The 14,897-nt window shown below is 65.7% G+C and carries 16 protein-coding genes and 1 pseudogene; 7 read left to right on the top strand and 10 right to left on the bottom strand.

The genetic code is table 11. The annotated features are described in order from the left end of the window. Positions 1-8: 8 nt before the first annotated feature. Positions 9-890 (bottom strand): DMT family transporter, encoded by an 882-nt coding sequence (locus tag DCM80_RS15245; protein WP_257197742.1) that lies wholly within the window; start codon positions 888-890, stop codon positions 9-11. 91 nt (positions 891-981) lie between these two features. Here DCM80_RS15245 and DCM80_RS15240 point away from each other — a divergent pair. Together DCM80_RS15240 and DCM80_RS15235 are read left to right on the top strand one after the other, a co-directional pair. Next, positions 982-1,590: pseudogene (locus DCM80_RS15240) on the top strand (amidase family protein); the annotation flags it as partial. Then, a complete protein-coding gene (locus DCM80_RS15235; protein ID WP_155253262.1) occupies positions 1,587-1,760 on the top strand; it encodes a hypothetical protein in 174 nt (57 codons plus the stop codon). The pseudogene DCM80_RS15240 and the gene DCM80_RS15235, both read left to right, overlap by 4 nt. Before the next feature lie 44 nt (positions 1,761-1,804). On the opposite strand, the gene DCM80_RS15230 is transcribed toward DCM80_RS15235, so the two are convergent. The 6 genes from DCM80_RS15230 to DCM80_RS15205 all read right to left on the bottom strand — a co-directional run bounded on the left by DCM80_RS15230 (position 1,805) and on the right by DCM80_RS15205 (position 9,107). Further along, positions 1,805-2,773 carry an ABC transporter ATP-binding protein gene (locus DCM80_RS15230; protein ID WP_257179525.1) on the bottom strand — a complete coding sequence of 323 codons (969 nt, stop codon included), beginning with the start codon at positions 2,771-2,773 and terminating at the stop codon, positions 1,805-1,807. Further along, positions 2,770-3,765: an ABC transporter ATP-binding protein gene (locus DCM80_RS15225; protein WP_257197740.1), complete on the bottom strand. Its 996-nt coding sequence runs from the start codon at positions 3,763-3,765 to the stop codon at positions 2,770-2,772. Before DCM80_RS15225 ends, DCM80_RS15230 begins: the two co-directional genes overlap by 4 nt. After that, positions 3,765-4,682 (bottom strand): ABC transporter permease, encoded by a 918-nt coding sequence (locus DCM80_RS15220; protein WP_257197737.1) that lies wholly within the window; start codon positions 4,680-4,682, stop codon positions 3,765-3,767. Before DCM80_RS15220 ends, DCM80_RS15225 begins: the two co-directional genes overlap by 1 nt. Further along, complete coding sequence (locus DCM80_RS15215; protein ID WP_028134105.1) at positions 4,648-5,607, bottom strand: ABC transporter permease; 960 nt, start codon at positions 5,605-5,607, stop codon at positions 4,648-4,650. Before DCM80_RS15215 ends, DCM80_RS15220 begins: the two co-directional genes overlap by 35 nt. A gap of 29 nt (positions 5,608-5,636) precedes the next feature. Beyond that, positions 5,637-7,427 carry a peptide ABC transporter substrate-binding protein gene (locus DCM80_RS15210; protein WP_257197736.1) on the bottom strand — a complete coding sequence of 597 codons (1,791 nt, stop codon included), beginning with the start codon at positions 7,425-7,427 and terminating at the stop codon, positions 5,637-5,639. 261 nt (positions 7,428-7,688) lie between these two features. Beyond that, a complete protein-coding gene (locus DCM80_RS15205) occupies positions 7,689-9,107 on the bottom strand; it encodes a M20 family metallopeptidase (protein ID WP_257197735.1) in 1,419 nt (472 codons plus the stop codon). A 283-nt stretch (positions 9,108-9,390) separates the two neighbouring features. On the opposite strand from DCM80_RS15205, the gene DCM80_RS15200 reads away from it, so the two are divergent. The 3 genes from DCM80_RS15200 (at position 9,391) to DCM80_RS15190 (ending at position 11,743) form a co-directional block, all read left to right on the top strand. Further along, a complete protein-coding gene (locus tag DCM80_RS15200; RefSeq protein WP_257197733.1) occupies positions 9,391-10,362 on the top strand; it encodes a S1C family serine protease in 972 nt (323 codons plus the stop codon). 22 nt (positions 10,363-10,384) lie between these two features. Next, positions 10,385-11,455 carry a phospholipase gene (locus tag DCM80_RS15195; RefSeq protein WP_257197732.1) on the top strand — a complete coding sequence of 357 codons (1,071 nt, stop codon included), beginning with the start codon at positions 10,385-10,387 and terminating at the stop codon, positions 11,453-11,455. A gap of 81 nt (positions 11,456-11,536) precedes the next feature. Next, a complete protein-coding gene (locus tag DCM80_RS15190) occupies positions 11,537-11,743 on the top strand; it encodes a hypothetical protein (protein ID WP_257179518.1) in 207 nt (68 codons plus the stop codon). Between the two features lie 78 nt (positions 11,744-11,821). Here DCM80_RS15190 and DCM80_RS15185 read toward each other — a convergent pair whose 3' ends face one another. Together DCM80_RS15185 and DCM80_RS15180 are read right to left on the bottom strand one after the other, a co-directional pair. Next, the gene (locus DCM80_RS15185) at positions 11,822-12,481 is read right to left on the bottom strand and encodes a DsbA family protein (protein ID WP_257197730.1); all 660 of its coding nucleotides are present in this window, start codon (positions 12,479-12,481) and stop codon (positions 11,822-11,824) included. A gap of 73 nt (positions 12,482-12,554) precedes the next feature. Then, positions 12,555-13,028: a PaaI family thioesterase gene (locus tag DCM80_RS15180; RefSeq protein WP_257197729.1), complete on the bottom strand. Its 474-nt coding sequence runs from the start codon at positions 13,026-13,028 to the stop codon at positions 12,555-12,557. A 191-nt stretch (positions 13,029-13,219) separates the two neighbouring features. Here DCM80_RS15180 and DCM80_RS15175 point away from each other — a divergent pair, with 191 nt between their 5' ends. Continuing rightward, positions 13,220-13,768 carry a TetR/AcrR family transcriptional regulator gene (locus DCM80_RS15175; protein WP_257197728.1) on the top strand — a complete coding sequence of 183 codons (549 nt, stop codon included), beginning with the start codon at positions 13,220-13,222 and terminating at the stop codon, positions 13,766-13,768. Positions 13,769-13,834: 66 nt separating this feature from the next. Here DCM80_RS15175 and DCM80_RS15170 read toward each other — a convergent pair whose 3' ends face one another. Further along, positions 13,835-14,317: a hypothetical protein gene (locus DCM80_RS15170; RefSeq protein ID WP_257197727.1), complete on the bottom strand. Its 483-nt coding sequence runs from the start codon at positions 14,315-14,317 to the stop codon at positions 13,835-13,837. 205 nt (positions 14,318-14,522) lie between these two features. Here DCM80_RS15170 and DCM80_RS15165 point away from each other — a divergent pair, with 205 nt between their 5' ends. Then, positions 14,523-14,837 carry a phosphate starvation-inducible protein PsiF gene (locus tag DCM80_RS15165; protein WP_257197726.1) on the top strand — a complete coding sequence of 105 codons (315 nt, stop codon included), beginning with the start codon at positions 14,523-14,525 and terminating at the stop codon, positions 14,835-14,837. Positions 14,838-14,897 lie beyond the last annotated feature (60 nt).

The raw sequence follows: 14,897 nt of genomic DNA, 5'->3' as shown, positions 1-14,897 counted from the left end.
GTCTCGCCTCATCCCCGCTGCAAGGCCAGCGTCACGCCACCGAGCGTGAGCGCCATCGCCGCCCATTCGCGATAGCCGAGCGGCTCGCCCAGAATGATGGCGGCGGAGACCACGCCGACCACGGGCACGATCAGCATGCCGGTCGAGGCCGTGGTCGGAGGCAGGCGGCGCAGCGTCTCGAACCAGGTGACGTAGCAGACGCCCATCGGCACCAATGTCATGTAGACGAAGCAGCCGAGCCCAAGCGGGGTGATGGCGGTGACGTCGGGACGCTCGAACAGCATGCCGAGGACCAGCATCGTTGCGCAACCGAGGCCGACCTGCCAGGCGACGACAACCAAGGGCGGCATCGGCAGCGGCTTGCGGTTGAGCACGTTGCCGAGCGCGAACAGGATGGCGCAGAGCAGCGCCAGCACGATGCCCAGCAGCTTGTCGGCGCCGAACGCAAAACCGTTGCCGCTGAGGAGCAGCGTGACGCCGGCGACGCCGAGGACCAGCCCGAAGATATCCCGGGGCGTCGGCCGCGTGTGCAGCACCGGCCAGGCGAACAGCATCGCCCAGATCGGCATGGTGTAAGCAAGCAGAGCGCCCTCGCTCACCGTCACATATTTCATCGCGACCGTGCCGAGGCCCATCCATGCAAAGACATTGGTGGAGGTCGCGAACGCCAGCCGCGGAATCGCCTCGCGCGGAACGGCGAACGATTCCTTCCGGCTCAGCACCAGGGTACCGAGAATGAGCGAGGCGCAGACCCCGGCAAGGCCGCGGGCGAACAGTGGCGGCCATTGCTGGAGCAACAGCTTCATCAGCGGCCAGTTCAACGCCCAGCCGAACGCTGTTACGCAAAGGCAGAGAGAGCCGATCGTCCTGTCACGCCGCGTCATATCCATGCATAGCGCTTAGCAGCCCGGCGCGGCCCGCTCCACCGCGTCCGGCGCATGCGGGCCATCGCGCAGAACGGAACCGGACTCTCCGGTCTGGGATCAGGCCGAGCCGGTGACACGTGAGGCCTTTGCCGAGCTTGTCGAGGCTTTGGGCGAGGCGTGCAGCGAAGTCGAGCTCGGGCCGAGCTTCGACAGGGCCGTCGATATGCACCGCATCATCATGGAAGTCGATATGGCGCACAATCTGCGGCGCGACTATCAGCGAGGCGGCGACAGACTGAGCCCACGCCTACGCCAGGCGATCGAGCGCGGCCGCGCGCATCTTGCGATTGATTATTGCGGCGCCCTGGCCGGGATTGCGCCGCTCAACCAGGCTCTGGACCAAATCTTCGACGAGTACGACGCCGTCCTGACGCCCGCGGCGCCGGGTGCGGCGCCCGGCATCGAAACGACCGGCAACCCGGTTTTCTGCACGCTCTGGACCTATCTCGGCGTGCCCGCCATCAGCCTGCCCTTGATGCGTTCCGAAGCCGGCCTTCCGCTGGGCGTGCAGCTCGTCGGCCGCCGCGGCAACGATGCCCGGCTCCTGCGCACGGCGCGCTGGCTCGTCAAGACGATCGGGCGCACGCGTGGCAGCGCTCGGCGCAACGTCCCGGGCGCCGGGACGAACTCGGCTCCCCGCGCGGAGAAAAGGAACGTGCGATGACCAATCTGATCACCGGACTCATCGGCCTCGCGCTCATGATCACCTTTCTTGGGATCCTGCTGGTTTGGATCAAGGCCGTTCCGCTCATCATCATTGTGGTCGGCGTGGTGATCCTGGCGGTGCTCGATTTCGTCCAGTCACTGCGGACGACGAACGGCACGCCTCGCTGATCTCCGTCGCAAGTTCGTCCTCGCAAGACAGTCGCGCCGCACCATCACGCCAGGTGGCAGGCCACGAGGTGACCGTTCGCCCCCTCCTTCAGCGCCGGTGCGCTCTCCGCGCAGCGCGGCTGGGCGATCGGGCAGCGGGTGTGGAAGTGGCAGCCCGAGGGCGGCTTCATCGGGCTCGGCACGTCGCCCTTGAGGCGGATGCGCTCGCGCTTCAGCTTGGGATCGGGCACCGGCACCGCCGACAACAACGCCCGGGTGTAGGGATGCTGCGGATTGCGGTAGAGATCGCTCGCCTTCGCCAGCTCCACGATGCGTCCGAGATACATCACCGCGACGCGGTCGGAGATGTGCTCGACCACCGAGAGGTCGTGCGCGACGAAGAGATAGGTGAGGTTCAGCTCGGCCTGGAGGTCTTCCAGCAGATTGATGACCTGGGCCTGGATCGACACGTCGAGCGCCGACACCGGCTCGTCGCAGACGATCAGCTTCGGCTCGACCGCGAGCGCCCGCGCGATCACGATGCGCTGGCGCTGGCCGCCGGAGAACTCGTGCGGATAGCGCCGCATGTGCTCTGCCTTGAGCCCTACCTTGACCAGCAGGCTGGCGACGCGCTCGTCGCGCTCCTTTGCCGAGGATCCGAGCTTGTGGATGACCAGCGCCTCGCCGAGAATCGCACCGACCGTCATGCGCGGGTTGAGCGAGGCGAACGGATCCTGGAACACCAGCTGCATGTTCCGCCGCATCGCGCGCAGATCATCGCCGCCGAGCTTGCGCACGTCCTGGCCGTCGAAGCTGACCTCACCGTCGGTCGGCTCGATCAGGCGCAGCACGCAGCGTCCCGTGGTCGACTTGCCGCAACCGGATTCGCCGACGAGACCGAGCGTCTCGCCGCGGTTGACCGAGAACGACACGCCATCGACCGCATAGACGGTGCCGACCTGGCGTGACAACAGGCCGCCGAGCACGGGGAAATGTTTCTTCAGGCCGCTGACGCGGAGCAAGGGTTCGCTCATGACGCAGCTCCCACGCTCAGATCTCCCAAGTGACAGGCCATGCGGTGGCCCGGCGCGATCTCGCGCAGCAGCGGCTCCTTCTCGGTGCAGACGTTCATGGCGAACTTGCAGCGCGGCGCGAAGCGGCAGCCGACCGGCGGATTGATCAGGATCGGCACCGAGCCGCCGATCGCCTCCAGCCGCGTCTTGTGCTCGCTGTCGAGGTCGATGCGCGGGATCGAGCGGATCAGGCCCTGGGTGTAGGGGTGGCGGGGATCGCCGAAGAGATCGTCGACGGGGGCTTCTTCGACCACCTTGCCGGCATACATCACGACGACGCGCTGGGCGGTTTCGGCGACGACGCCCATGGCATGGGTGATCAGCATCACCGCCATGCCGAAACGGTCCTTCATGTCCTGGAGCAGATCGAGGATCTGGGCCTGGATGGTGACGTCGAGCGCCGTGGTGGGCTCGTCGGCGATGATCAGCTTCGGCTTGCAGGCGAGCGCCATTGCGATCATCACGCGCTGGCGCATGCCACCCGAGAATTGATGCGGATAATTGTGCACACGGCCTTCCGCGTTCGGGATCTGCACCAGTTTCAGCATCTCGATGGTGCGCTCGAGCGCCTGCTTCTTGGTCAGCCCTTCATGCCGGCGCAGGCTTTCGGCGATCTGCTCGCCGATGGTGAGCACCGGGTTGAGCGAGGTCATCGGCTCCTGGAAGATGAAGCCGATCTCCTTGGCCCTGATCTCGTCCAGCTGATTGCTGGTCAGCGGCACCAGATCGCGTCCCTCGAAGATGATCTCGCCAGCCGCGATCCGCCCCGGCGGCATCGCGATCAGCTTCAGGATCGACATCGCGGTGACGGTCTTGCCGCAGCCGGATTCGCCGACGACGCAGAGCGTCTCGCCGCGGTTGATGGAGATATCGACGCCGTCGACGGCCTGCAGGATGCCGTCGTCGGTGGAGAAGTGGGTCTTCAGGCCCTTGATCTCGAGCAGCGGCGCCATCAGATCACCCGTCGCGCATCGAGCGCGTCACGCAGGCCGTCGCCGATGAAGTTGATGGCGACCACCGCGATGAAGATGGCGCCGCCCGGAAACAGCGCCCAGTGCGGGCCGATGTCGAGGAAGTCCTTGGCGTCGAACAGCAGCCGGCCCCAGGTCGGGGTATCAGGCGGGAAGCCGAGGCCGAGGAAGGAGAGGGTCGATTCCGCGATGATGGCGGCGGCGACGTCGATGGTGCCGGCGATGATCACGGGGCCGAGCGCATTGGGCAGGATGTGGCGCACCACCTGCCGCACCGGGCTGGCGCCGAGCGCGCGTGCAGCCTCGACGAACTCCTTCTCGCGGATCGACAGGAACTGCGCGCGCACGAGCCGGGCCACCGGCATCCAGCGCAGGCCGCCGATCACGAGCACGATCAGGATGAAGATGCCGCCCTCGGGTCCGAACGCCTGCTTCAGCCCGTCGCGGAACAGATAGATCAGCAGCAGCAGCAACGGCAGCTGCGGCAGCGACAGGAACAGGTCGGTCAGCCACATCAGGCCATGACCGAGCGCACCACGCGACATGCCGGCGAGCGCGCCGATCAGCACGCCGACCAGGACCGAGACCAGCATGGCGGCAAGACCGACTGCCAGCGAGATGCGCCCGCCATAGATCATGCGGGCGAGGATGTCCTGCCCCAGATCGTCGGTGCCGAAGGGATGGGCCAGCGAGGGCCCCTGCATGCCCGCAACGATATCGATGTCGTCCATCTTGACGCGCCAGACGAATGGGCCGAGCACCACTGCCAGGATCAGGATGAGGAGCAGGACCGCGCTCACCACCGCAAGCTTGTGCCGGCTATAGCGCCGCCACGTCTCGCGCCAGGGCGAGTAGACGCGCCGCTCAGCGGAAGGAGATGCGAGGGTCAAGCCAGCCATAAAGCACGTCCGCGATGAGGTTGAACAGAACGACAAGGCACGCGAAGACGAAGGTGACGGCCATCACAACCGGTGTGTCGTTGGAAAGAATGGAAGAGATCAGCAGCGAGCCGATGCCGGGGATTCGGAAGATCTGCTCGGTGACGATCGCGCCGCCGAACACCGCCGGCATCTGCAAGGCGATCAGGGTCACGACCGGGATCATGGCATTGCGCATGACGTGCTTGACGATGACCTTGGCCTGGCCGAGGCCCTTGGCGCGCGCCGTGGTGACATAATCGAGACGGATCACGTCGAGCATCGCCGAGCGCACGAAGCGCGTCATCGATGCCGCCTGGAACAGGCCGAGCACCGCCACCGGCATGATCGCCTGGCGGATCATTTCCAGCACCCAGCGGATACCGGTCGCCTTGATGTCGGTGGTATAGACGAACGGCAGCCAGTCCAGCGTGATCGAGAAGATCAGGATGAACAGAATGCCGGTGAAGAAGGTCGGAAGCGAGAAACCGACGAAGGCGAGCGTGTTCGCGACCTGGTCGAACAGCGAATAGGGCTTCGTCGCGGCGTAGACGCCGACGGGAATCGCGATCAGCAGCGCCAGGATCTGCGCCGAGCCGATCACATAGAGCGTGGCCGGCAGGCGCTGGAGGATCAACTGGTCGACGTCCATCCGGCTGACGAAGGAGAAACCCCAGTCGCCGTGCAGCATGGCGTTGAGCCAGTGCAGATAGCGCAGGTAGATCGGGTCATCGAGGCCGAACTTGGCCCGAAGCGCCGCCTGCACTTCGGGCGGCACGTTCGGGTTGGTCGCCAACTCGGAAAACGGATCGCCGGGCGCGAGCGCGAGCACGACGAACAGGACGACCGAGATTCCGAGCAGGCTCGGAATCGCGATCAACAGGCGACGCAGGACGTATTGGCTCATGAGGGGAAGCCCCGTCTAGCTTTGGGGGATCATTCCTCGCGATACCAGTCGAACAAGTTGTCGGTCTCGTTGGCCCAGCCGGAGATCACCGGGCGCAGATTGTTCGCAGCCACCTCGACCTTGAGGCGATGCATCACGGGGATGAACACCGTGTCCTGCCACATCAGGTCGTTGGCCTTGATGTAGTGCGCGGCCCGCTTGACCGGATCCATCTCGCTGTCGGCGGCCTGGATCACCGCGTCGTACTCTTTATTGACCCAGCGCGGAAAGTTGGTGCCCTGCCACTTGTTTTCCTTGGTCGCGACGTTGCTGGAAAGGTAGCGACGCATGTGCTGCGACGGATCCGGCTGGCTCAGCGGGATCTGGAACATCTCGATGTCGGCATAGAATTTCGGATAGGTGTCGGGATTGGCGACGTCCGACGAGAAGAACACCGAAGCCACCACCGACTTCAACTCGACGTCAATGCCGGCCTTCTGACAGGCCTGCTTGACGATGGCCTGGGTCTTCTGGCGCGGACCGTTGATCGAGGTCTGATAGACGATCTTCAGCTTCTTGCCGTCCTTCTCGCGGATGCCGTCGGCGCCGGGCTTCCAGCCGGCGTCATCGAGCATCTTGGCCGCCTTCTCGATGTTGAACTCCCAGCTCGTGTTCTTGGAGACGAACTTCTCCGGGCCGTTGAGGAAGTTCGCGGTCGTGCGCCCGGCGCGGCCGTAGATCGCCTTCTTGACGGACTCGCGGTCCACCAACAGAGACAGCGCCTTGCGTACGACGGGATCCGAGAACAAGGGATGCTTGGTCTTCATCGAAGACCGCTCGCCGTCGATCTCGACGTTCGGATCGGTGAAGTTGAGCGCGATGAACTCCGTGTCACCGCCCACGGCGTAGACGGTCTTGCCCTTGCCGCCCTTCTCCAGGCGCAGCAGCACGTCGTCCTCGACCTGAATGTTCCAGCCGAAATCGTACTCGCCGGTCTGGATCACCGCACGCGCGGCCGAGACAGCGTCGCCGCCACCCTTCATCTCGAGCGTGTCGAAATAGGGCCGGTTGGCCATGTGATAGTCGGGATTGATCACGCCACGGATGAGATCGCCCGGCTTGAACTCGACGAATTTGTAGGGACCGGTGCCGACCGGCGCGAGGTTGTTCGGGGCTTCGCGCGATTTGGAGCCTATGAAATCGGCGAACAGGTGCTTCGGCAGGATCTGGCCGGTCGCACCGACGAAGGCGTCGGCCCAGAACGGCGTCGGCTTCGGGAAAGTGATCTTGACGGTGAGGTCGTCGATCTTCTCGACCGTGAGATCGCGATAGGTTGCGATGGTCACAGCCGCAGTGGCCGGATCCTTGATGTACTGCCACGTGAATACGAGGTCATCGGCGGTGAACGGCTTGCCGTCGTGCCATTTCACGCCGGGCTTCAGCTTCCACGTCACAGACTTGCCGTCGGCCGCGAGCAGGCCGTTCTGCGTCGAGGGGATTTCCGCCGCCAGCACCAGCTTCATGTTGCCGTCCGGATCCCAGCAGGCGAGCGGCTCGTAGAACAGGCGCGAGCCGTCCTGGTCCTTGGTGCCGGTGGCGAAATGCGGATTGAGCAAGGTCGGTCCCTGCCACCACAACAGCTTCAGCGCACCGCCGCCGCCGCGCTTGGTCGGCTTGTAGGTCGAGGCGCCCTGGGCCATCGCGACGCCGCCGAGCGCGAGGATCTGGTTGGCCAGGGGAGCGGTGAGACCGACCGCGGCCACGTGCTTGATGAAGGCGCGGCGATCCATCCGCCCGTCCTTCACCTGGCCGATCATCGAACGCAGTTCTTTATCCAGCATGGTTGTCCCCCGTCTGGTTCCCATCGTGATGAAGACGGCCGGCAAAGGCGGCCGCCCAAATAGCTGGCAGTAGATGGCACACCGAATGGGGGGCGCGTCAACTGGGACCGTGTGTATGCAAACGGTCTTCTGGCTGTCTGTTGGGCAAAACCGCGTTCCGCAGCCCATCCGTTCGGCAATCCGGCATCAAAACACGCTGGATTGCACGCTGCACTGCGGAAAATTTGTTCGCCCGATCAGACGAAGTATCGAGGCAAAATTCTACGCGACGGACATGTCGAGCGGCGGCTCGACGTGATCCGGCAGCGGACAGACATAAGGTGTTCTCGCGGTGCGCGTCTTCAGGTCGGCCTTGGCCGCCTTGATCAGCTCCGGATCCGTCAGCGCCTTGATGCCGAGACCGGCCATCGCCTTGGCCGCCTGCACCATGGCCTTGTGGGCATGCGGGCTCTTGCCCTGCGCCACCACCTGCCAAGTGTGGAAAGGCGTGCCGATCGCGACCGTCGGGGCGTGGACCTGCACGGTCGGCACCACCCAGCTGACGTCGCCGACGTCGGTCGATCCGACCAGCGGGTTACGCTTGGCATCGAGCGGCACCAGGAAGTCGGCCAGCGGCCGATCGGTCGGCTCCATGCCGATCGCGTAATAGACCGACGCAATGTCCTTGTCGCTCAGCGTCGCGCGGATCTGGCCGGCAAAGCTCTTGTCGGCATCGTCGAAATGCGGCGGTCCGAGCTCTTCCATGACCCGGTGCAGCGCCTGCTCCAGCGGCCCGTTCGGCAGGATGTTGGAGACTGCGGAGATGATCTTCATCTCCACCTTGGTCTCCGTCATCAGCGCCGCGCCTTGCGCGATCTTGGACACGCGCTCGACCAGCTCGTTCATGCCGGGCAGATCACGCGCGCGGATCGAATAGCGCACCCGCGCATGGGCCTGGACCACGTTCGGCGCGATGCCGCCGGTGTCGAGCAGCGCGTAATGCACGCGCGCGTCGCTCGGCATGTGCTCGCGCATGTAGTTCACGCCGACGTTCATCAATTCGACCGCGTCGAGCGCGGAACGGCCGAGATGCGGCGAGGCCGCGGCATGCGAGGTTCGGCCGGTGAAGATGAAGTCCGCGCGCGTGTTGGCGAGCGAGGGCGTCACCGCGACCTCCCAGAAGCTGTGCGGATGCCAGGTGATGGCGATGTCGGCGTCCTCGAAGGCGCCGGAGCGCACCATGAACGCCTTGGCCGCGCCACCTTCTTCGGCCGGGCAGCCATAATAGCGCACGCGGCCGGGCACCTTGTTCTCGGCAAGCCAGTCCTTCACCGCGGTCGCGGCGAGCAGCGCGGCGGAGCCGAGCAGATTGTGACCACAGCCATGGCCGTGGCCGCCGGCCTCGACCGGACGATGTTCGGCGACACCCGCTTCCTGGCTGAGGCCGGGCAGCGCGTCATATTCTCCCATGAAGGCGATGACCGGACCGCCCTCGCCCCACTCGCCCATCACCGCGGTCGGAATGCCGGCGACCTTCTCGGTGACGCGGAAACCCTGATGACGCAGCTCGGCGAGATGCTCGGCGGCGGACCGCGCCTCGGTGTAGCACACCTCGGGCATGCCCCAGACCCTGTCGCTGAGGTCGATGAAACGCGCCTTGATCGTGTCGACGCCACGCCAGATGTCGCTGCGGTTGTCCATTGTCTGTCGTCCGTGATCCCAAGGTCAAACCAAGCGGCAATGGTTAGCAGCTTCACCGCACCTCGCCTAGCAGCGGCGGGGGCATCAGCCATGCGGCGCATGCCGGATCGAGGGGGCCGCCTCGCATGCTGGGCGTTCCCGTGCCTTTCGAAGATTTCACGCGGCGCTCTTGCGAATAGTTGGGAACGAGCCTTTCAAGACGGGCTCTGCCGGCCTAAATTATCCATGCATCGTGCGTCGTTCCGCCAGCACGGCAGCGATGTTCTCAGCCAGGAGAAACTCCATGTCCGCCCTGACCGAATGGAGAGTGCCGCCGGCCAACCAGCCGCGTGCGAGCGATTATGGTTTCGACCTCGACCGCGCACTCGGATCCATCGTCGGCCTGCACGCCATCATCCCGCCTGACGCCTTCAGCGCCGAGACGCTGGGCACCGAACGCGCCGGCAACGGCGTCGTGATCGACGACGGGCTGGTGCTCACGATCGGCTATCTCATCACCGAGGCGGAATCGGTGTGGCTGCACCGCGCCGACGGGCGCGTGGTGGAGGGTCATGCGCTCGGCTTCGATTCCGAGACCGGCTTCGGCCTGGTGCAGGCGCTCGGTGATCTTGATATCGAGCCCCTGCCGCTCGGCAACTCGGCCGACGCCCGGCTCGGCGACCGCGTCGTGGTCGGCGGTGCTGGCGGCCGCACGCGCTCGGTCGCGAGCCAGATCGTGGCCAAGCAGGAGTTCGCCGGCTATTGGGAATACCTGCTGGACGAAGCCATCTTCACTTATCCCGCGCATCCGAACTGGGGCGGCACCGCGCTGCTCAACGAGCGCGGCGAGCTGATCGGCATCGGCTCGCTTCAGCTGGAGCGCGAACGCGGCGGCAAGGCCGAGCCCGTCAACATGATCGTCCCGATCGACCTGTTGAAGCCGATCCTGGAGGACTTGCGCAAGTTCGGCCGCGTCAACAAGCCGGCGCGGCCCTGGCTCGGGCTCTACTCGACCGAGATCGACAATCGCGTGGTGGTGATCGGAATCTCCGCCAACGGTCCGGCCGCGCGCGCCGAGCTCAAGGCCGGCGACGTCATCCTTGCCGTTGACGGCGACAAGGTCACCAGCCAGACCGCGTTCTACAAGAAGATGTGGGCGCTCGGCGCCGCCGGCGTCGACGTGCCGCTCACCGTCCACCACGAAGGCGTCACCTTCGACGTCACGGTGGCCTCGACCGACCGCTTCAAGCTGCTGAAGGCGCCGAAGCTGCATTGATTTTCCGCTGAAGGAAGCCGCGATGAGCGAGGCCGTGATCGACGACATCGTGGCCGTGCTGCCACCGCTGCTCAATGCGATGGAGGCGCTCGGGTTCTTCGCCCGGCATCTGCACCCGCCGGCCTTTGCGTCCGTGATGAACACGGTCGGCGTCCCGGACGAGGTGCTGCGGAAGGCACGGGCTTCGACCGGAGATTGGCCGGACCAGTTCGCCGGCCTGCGTGAGCGGCTCGAGACGGCCTGCGACGAGACGCTCGCCGCCTTTGCCGGCATCCGTGAGGTCGAGCGCGGCAACGGCGATCTCGTCGCGGTGTTCCGCGCGCTGCGCCACCTGCCGCGCGCGCAGGAGGCGCTTTATCCGCTGGCGATGCAGTTTCCGCCGGTGAGCAGCTTCTTCCTCAACGCCGCCAATCGCGACAATGCGGACGTGCTGTCTCGGCTCGCAGCCGGAGCAGGCGAAGATACCGGCATCTTCCACGACCACAACGTACCCGGCAGCCGCGGCGGCTTCTCGATCTACGTGCCCGAATATTACAGCCCCGACCGCGCCATGCCGCTGGTGATGGCGCTGCATGGCGGCAGCGGCAACGGACGCGGCTTCCTGTGGAGCTGGCTGCGCGATGCGCGCAGCCTCGGCGCCATCCTGGTGGCGCCGACCGCGACCGGCCCGACCTGGGCGCTGATGGGCGACGATGCCGATACGCCCAATCTCGTGCGTATCCTTGAGACCGTGCGCGGCCGCTGGGCCGTCGATGCCTCGCGCATGCTGCTGACCGGCATGAGCGACGGCGGCACTTTTTGTTACGTGAGCGGGCTCGACGGCGCCTCGCCCTTCACCCATCTGGCGCCGGTGTCCGCGACCTTCCACCCGCTGATGGCGGAGATGGCCGACGCCACGCGCCTGCAGGGTCTGCCGATCTTCATCACGCACGGCAAGCTCGACTGGATGTTTCCCGTGCAGACCGCGCGCCAGACGCAGGCGGCGCTCGCGGCCGCCGGCGCTGACGTCACCTATCGCGAGATCGACGACCTCAGCCACACCTATCCGCGCGAGATCAACGCGGAGCTGGTGCAGTGGCTGAATGCGGAATGAACGGCCTCTCCTTATCCGCGCCGCACTGCCGGGGAACATTCATATCGGGACGACGTTATCGCCCGTCATTGGAGATTCGCCATGCAGACTCTTTTCGGAATGATCCTGGGCGCGCTGCTGCTCGCGGGCGGCGTTTATGTCTATGACTCCATGCAGACATCCTCCGTCGCCAATGGCCAGGTCGCGGTCACCAATCGCACCATCGTGAACTGGGACGTCGCCAAGGCGGATTGGGATGCGTTGCGCGATCGCGCGCACAAGGACTGGGTCCGGATCTCGTCGAAGTAACGACGCTCCATCATGAGAAGGCGCCGTCGCGGATCCGCGGCGGCGCCTTTGTGTTGGCTGCGATCAGGGCTGTACGCGTCAGTTCATCTTGGCCTTGCGGGCATCGGCGATGACCTGCTCGAACTCGGCCATGCTGAGCACGCCCGGCACGCGGTACTTGCCGACGATGAAGGACGGGGTGCCGCGGAAGCCGAAGGCTTCGGCCTGCTCATTGTTGCGCTTGAGCAGGGCATCGATGTCGCTGCCACGGCGGGCAAGATCGCGTTTCAACCGGTCCATGTCCACGCCGGCCGCCGCCAGCAGCTCGTTGATGCGCGGCTCGGTCAGGCGCGAGCTGACGGCCATCAGGGCGTCATGCGCCTGGTGATACTTGTCCTGGAATTTCGCCGCGAGCGCGGACCGCGCCGCCGTGACCGAGACCGGCCCGAGGATCGGCCAGTCCTTCATCACCAGCCGCACCTTGCCGTCGTCCTGGACGACCTGGCGCAGCTCCGGCTCGAGCTTGCGGCAATAGGGACAATTGTAATCGGACCATTCGACGATGGTGACATTGCCATTGGGATTGCCGGCGACGGGCGTGTCGGGATCGCGCAGCACCTTGGCTTCGGTCAGCACCTCGTCGTCACCGGCGGCTGCCAGTGCCGGGGTGATGCGGCCTGCTGCGAGGGCGCCCGCTCCGATCAGTGTCAGCGCCGCGCGCCGCGTCGCCACCAGGCCCTTGTTCCCAGATCCAGCCATATCTCGTCCCGTTTCGGTCCCATCTTCCCGAATACGGTTCGGGATCGGGAATTGTTACTGGTCATATAGAGCGTCACGGCGGCGATGTCATGGCACCCGCGGCGTGAATGCGCGGAAGCATCGCCATCAACGTCCCGGTCATCGTGGCGATCAGCGTGGTCTTGCCCTCATGCTCGGCAAACGCTTTGGCCTCGCAAAAGGTCAGCGTGCGGCCGGGCTTGACCACCTCGGCCTTGAAGACGAAGCGCTCGCCCCTGGCCGGCGCGAGCAGCGTGGTCTTGAACTCGACGGTGAGGATGTCCGCCTCGCGCGGCACCAGGGTGAAGGCGGCAACGCCGCAGGCGTTGTCGAGCCCGGCGGTGACGATGCCGGCATGGACAAAGCCGTTCTGCTGGGTGAAGGCCGCCGAATGCAGCATCGCCAGCTCGGCCTCGCCCGGTGCGAGGCGGACGATCACGATGCCGAGCGTGTGCATCGCCGGCTGGCGATCGAACATGGCGATGGCCGCCGCGCGATAGCCCGGGTTCTTCGGCTCGAACGCAGCCATGGCTCAGATACCGGCCGGCTCGGCGGGATGCCGGCGAGCGATCTCGCGGACGGCACGAGCGAAGGATGCGGATTCGCGCTGGCCTCGGTCCATGTGCACGCCTCTCCCTGTGTTTTCACGATACGGTAGCGTATCAAGCGCGGGACGGGTTAGCAATACGGCACCGTATCAAAATCCGAGAGGCTTCCTTCATGAGCGACGGCAAGGGCGATGTCTGGGTCGAGGCGGGTTTTGCCGAGCTCGCCCGCTCGGGGGTCGAGGGTGTCAGGGTCGAGGTGCTCGCCAAGAATCTCGGCGTCACCAAGGGCGGTTTCTACCGCCGCTTCGCCGACCGCGGCGCACTGCTCGATGCCATGCTGCAACGCTGGCGCGAGGGGCGCGCTGCATCGGTCGCGCAGCAGACGCGCCTCGACGGTCGGACGCCCCGCGAACGACTGAAGGCGGTGATCCAGCTCTATTCGGAGCGGCTCAATCCGGAAGCCATGGCGATCGAGCTCACGATCCGGCAATGGGCCCGCTCGGACGAGAACGCCGCGGCGGCGGTGGCGGGCGTCGACGCCGCGCGGCTCAAGCACGTCGCCGAGCTCTATCGCGCCACCGGGCTCGCGGCCGAGGAGGCCGAGGCGCAGGCCTTCCTGTTCTACTGCTTCATCTTCGGTCAGAGCCTCTTGTTCGTCGAGCGCGGCCCGCGCAAGCGTTCGCAGCTGGTGGCGAAATCGGCCGAGAAGCTGCTGGACTAGACGACGAGCTGCTGGACTGCATGAAAAGGCCGGAGCGTTGCTCCGGCCTCGGCATCGCGTCCAGACTTAGGCGGCGCCCTTCAGCTTCTTGGTGCATTCGCTGTAATAGCCGCCGCCCTTCTGGATCCACTTCAAGCCGCCATTGCCGTTGGTGGTCTTGTTGGCATTGTACTGGTCGACGCAAGTGTGCAGGCGCGCCTTGCCGGGGGTCTCCTTGGCGTATTTCGGATCGACCGCGTTCGGATAGACGGCGGGACCGGCCGGCAGGGTCGGCGCGGCGGCAGGGGCCGCCTCCTTCTTCGCCTGCTTCGGCTCGGCCGGAGCCGCGGGTGCGGCCGCGGTCGGCGCCGCGGCCGGCGTCGCATCCGCGCCGCACTGGGCCTTGCGGAAGTCATTCCACTTCATGGTGCCGAGCGAGCCGTCCTTCTTGGCCGCCTGGTATTTCGCGCTGCACTCCTGCGCGGTCAGTGCCTGGGCCGGCGCCGACAGCGCGAGCGCAGCGAATCCCGACAAGGCAATCGCACACAGCAATCTCGATCGGATGGTCATCCCTGGGTCTCCTCGTTGATCTTCCCCCGATGGGGCAGTGAAATAACAATTGCTATCCTAGCGTGCCGGCCATCTGCGACAAGAACGCGAGGACGCTTGCTGCCAAAATATAGTGAGCGTCTTGCTCCGGATTATTCATGTCGCGTTCAGCAATGCGAGCTGAGGTTCGCAGCCCTCGCAATACTCGCAAGATGAGTGCAACCCCATGACCCTCGCCTCTCGCCTCGCCGCAATCGCCCTCGCTTCCCTGCTCGCAACCGCGACCTCCTTCGCGCAGACCGCTGCGCCGGCGGCCAAGACCGATGTGAAGACCGATGTGAAGACCGAGGCCGCGAAGGCAGCGAAAGAGCGCACGGCCGAGTCGATCGAATGCTCCAAGCAGGCGGACAAGGGGCTGAAGGGCAAGGAGCGCAAGAAATTCCGTCGCGAGTGCAAGAAGGAAGCGAGGGCCGGCACCGCCGCGCCTGCCGCAACCATTGCCCCTGCCACCCCTGCCGCGCCCGCCGCCGACAAGAAATAACCCTCGCGCCCCTCCGCGCACGACGGCGAGGCGCACGCATTGCGGCATGAGGAGCCTGCA

The organism is Bradyrhizobium sp. WBOS08 (genome assembly GCF_024585125.1).
Classification (GTDB): Bacteria; Pseudomonadota; Alphaproteobacteria; order Rhizobiales; family Xanthobacteraceae; genus Bradyrhizobium; species Bradyrhizobium japonicum_B.
The sequence above is the reverse complement of the archived record's forward strand: the minus strand, read 5'-3'. Positions and strand labels throughout refer to the sequence as shown.

Bases quoted from the DNA above. Each gene is read 5' to 3' on its own strand.
- DCM80_RS15230 (WP_257179525.1), bottom strand. From the start codon at position 2,773: ATGAGCGAACCCTTGCTCCGCGTCAGCGGCCTGAAGAAACATTTCCCC.
- DCM80_RS15175 (WP_257197728.1), top strand. From the start codon at position 13,220: ATGAGCGACGGCAAGGGCGATGTCTGGGTCGAGGCGGGTTTTGCCGAG.
- DCM80_RS15215 (WP_028134105.1), bottom strand. From the start codon at position 5,607: ATGAGCCAATACGTCCTGCGTCGCCTGTTGATCGCGATTCCGAGCCTG.
- DCM80_RS15210 (WP_257197736.1), bottom strand. From the start codon at position 7,427: ATGCTGGATAAAGAACTGCGTTCGATGATCGGCCAGGTGAAGGACGGG.
- DCM80_RS15200 (WP_257197733.1), top strand. From the start codon at position 9,391: ATGTCCGCCCTGACCGAATGGAGAGTGCCGCCGGCCAACCAGCCGCGT.
- DCM80_RS15205 (WP_257197735.1), bottom strand. From the start codon at position 9,107: ATGGACAACCGCAGCGACATCTGGCGTGGCGTCGACACGATCAAGGCG.
- DCM80_RS15245 (WP_257197742.1), bottom strand. From the start codon at position 890: ATGGATATGACGCGGCGTGACAGGACGATCGGCTCTCTCTGCCTTTGC.
- DCM80_RS15195 (WP_257197732.1), top strand. From the start codon at position 10,385: ATGAGCGAGGCCGTGATCGACGACATCGTGGCCGTGCTGCCACCGCTG.
- DCM80_RS15180 (WP_257197729.1), bottom strand. From the start codon at position 13,028: ATGGCTGCGTTCGAGCCGAAGAACCCGGGCTATCGCGCGGCGGCCATC.
- DCM80_RS15190 (WP_257179518.1), top strand. From the start codon at position 11,537: ATGCAGACTCTTTTCGGAATGATCCTGGGCGCGCTGCTGCTCGCGGGC.
- DCM80_RS15235 (WP_155253262.1), top strand. From the start codon at position 1,587: ATGACCAATCTGATCACCGGACTCATCGGCCTCGCGCTCATGATCACC.
- DCM80_RS15165 (WP_257197726.1), top strand. From the start codon at position 14,523: ATGACCCTCGCCTCTCGCCTCGCCGCAATCGCCCTCGCTTCCCTGCTC.
- DCM80_RS15170 (WP_257197727.1), bottom strand. From the start codon at position 14,317: ATGACCATCCGATCGAGATTGCTGTGTGCGATTGCCTTGTCGGGATTC.
- DCM80_RS15225 (WP_257197740.1), bottom strand. From the start codon at position 3,765: ATGGCGCCGCTGCTCGAGATCAAGGGCCTGAAGACCCACTTCTCCACC.
- DCM80_RS15185 (WP_257197730.1), bottom strand. From the start codon at position 12,481: ATGGCTGGATCTGGGAACAAGGGCCTGGTGGCGACGCGGCGCGCGGCG.
- DCM80_RS15220 (WP_257197737.1), bottom strand. From the start codon at position 4,682: ATGGCTGGCTTGACCCTCGCATCTCCTTCCGCTGAGCGGCGCGTCTAC.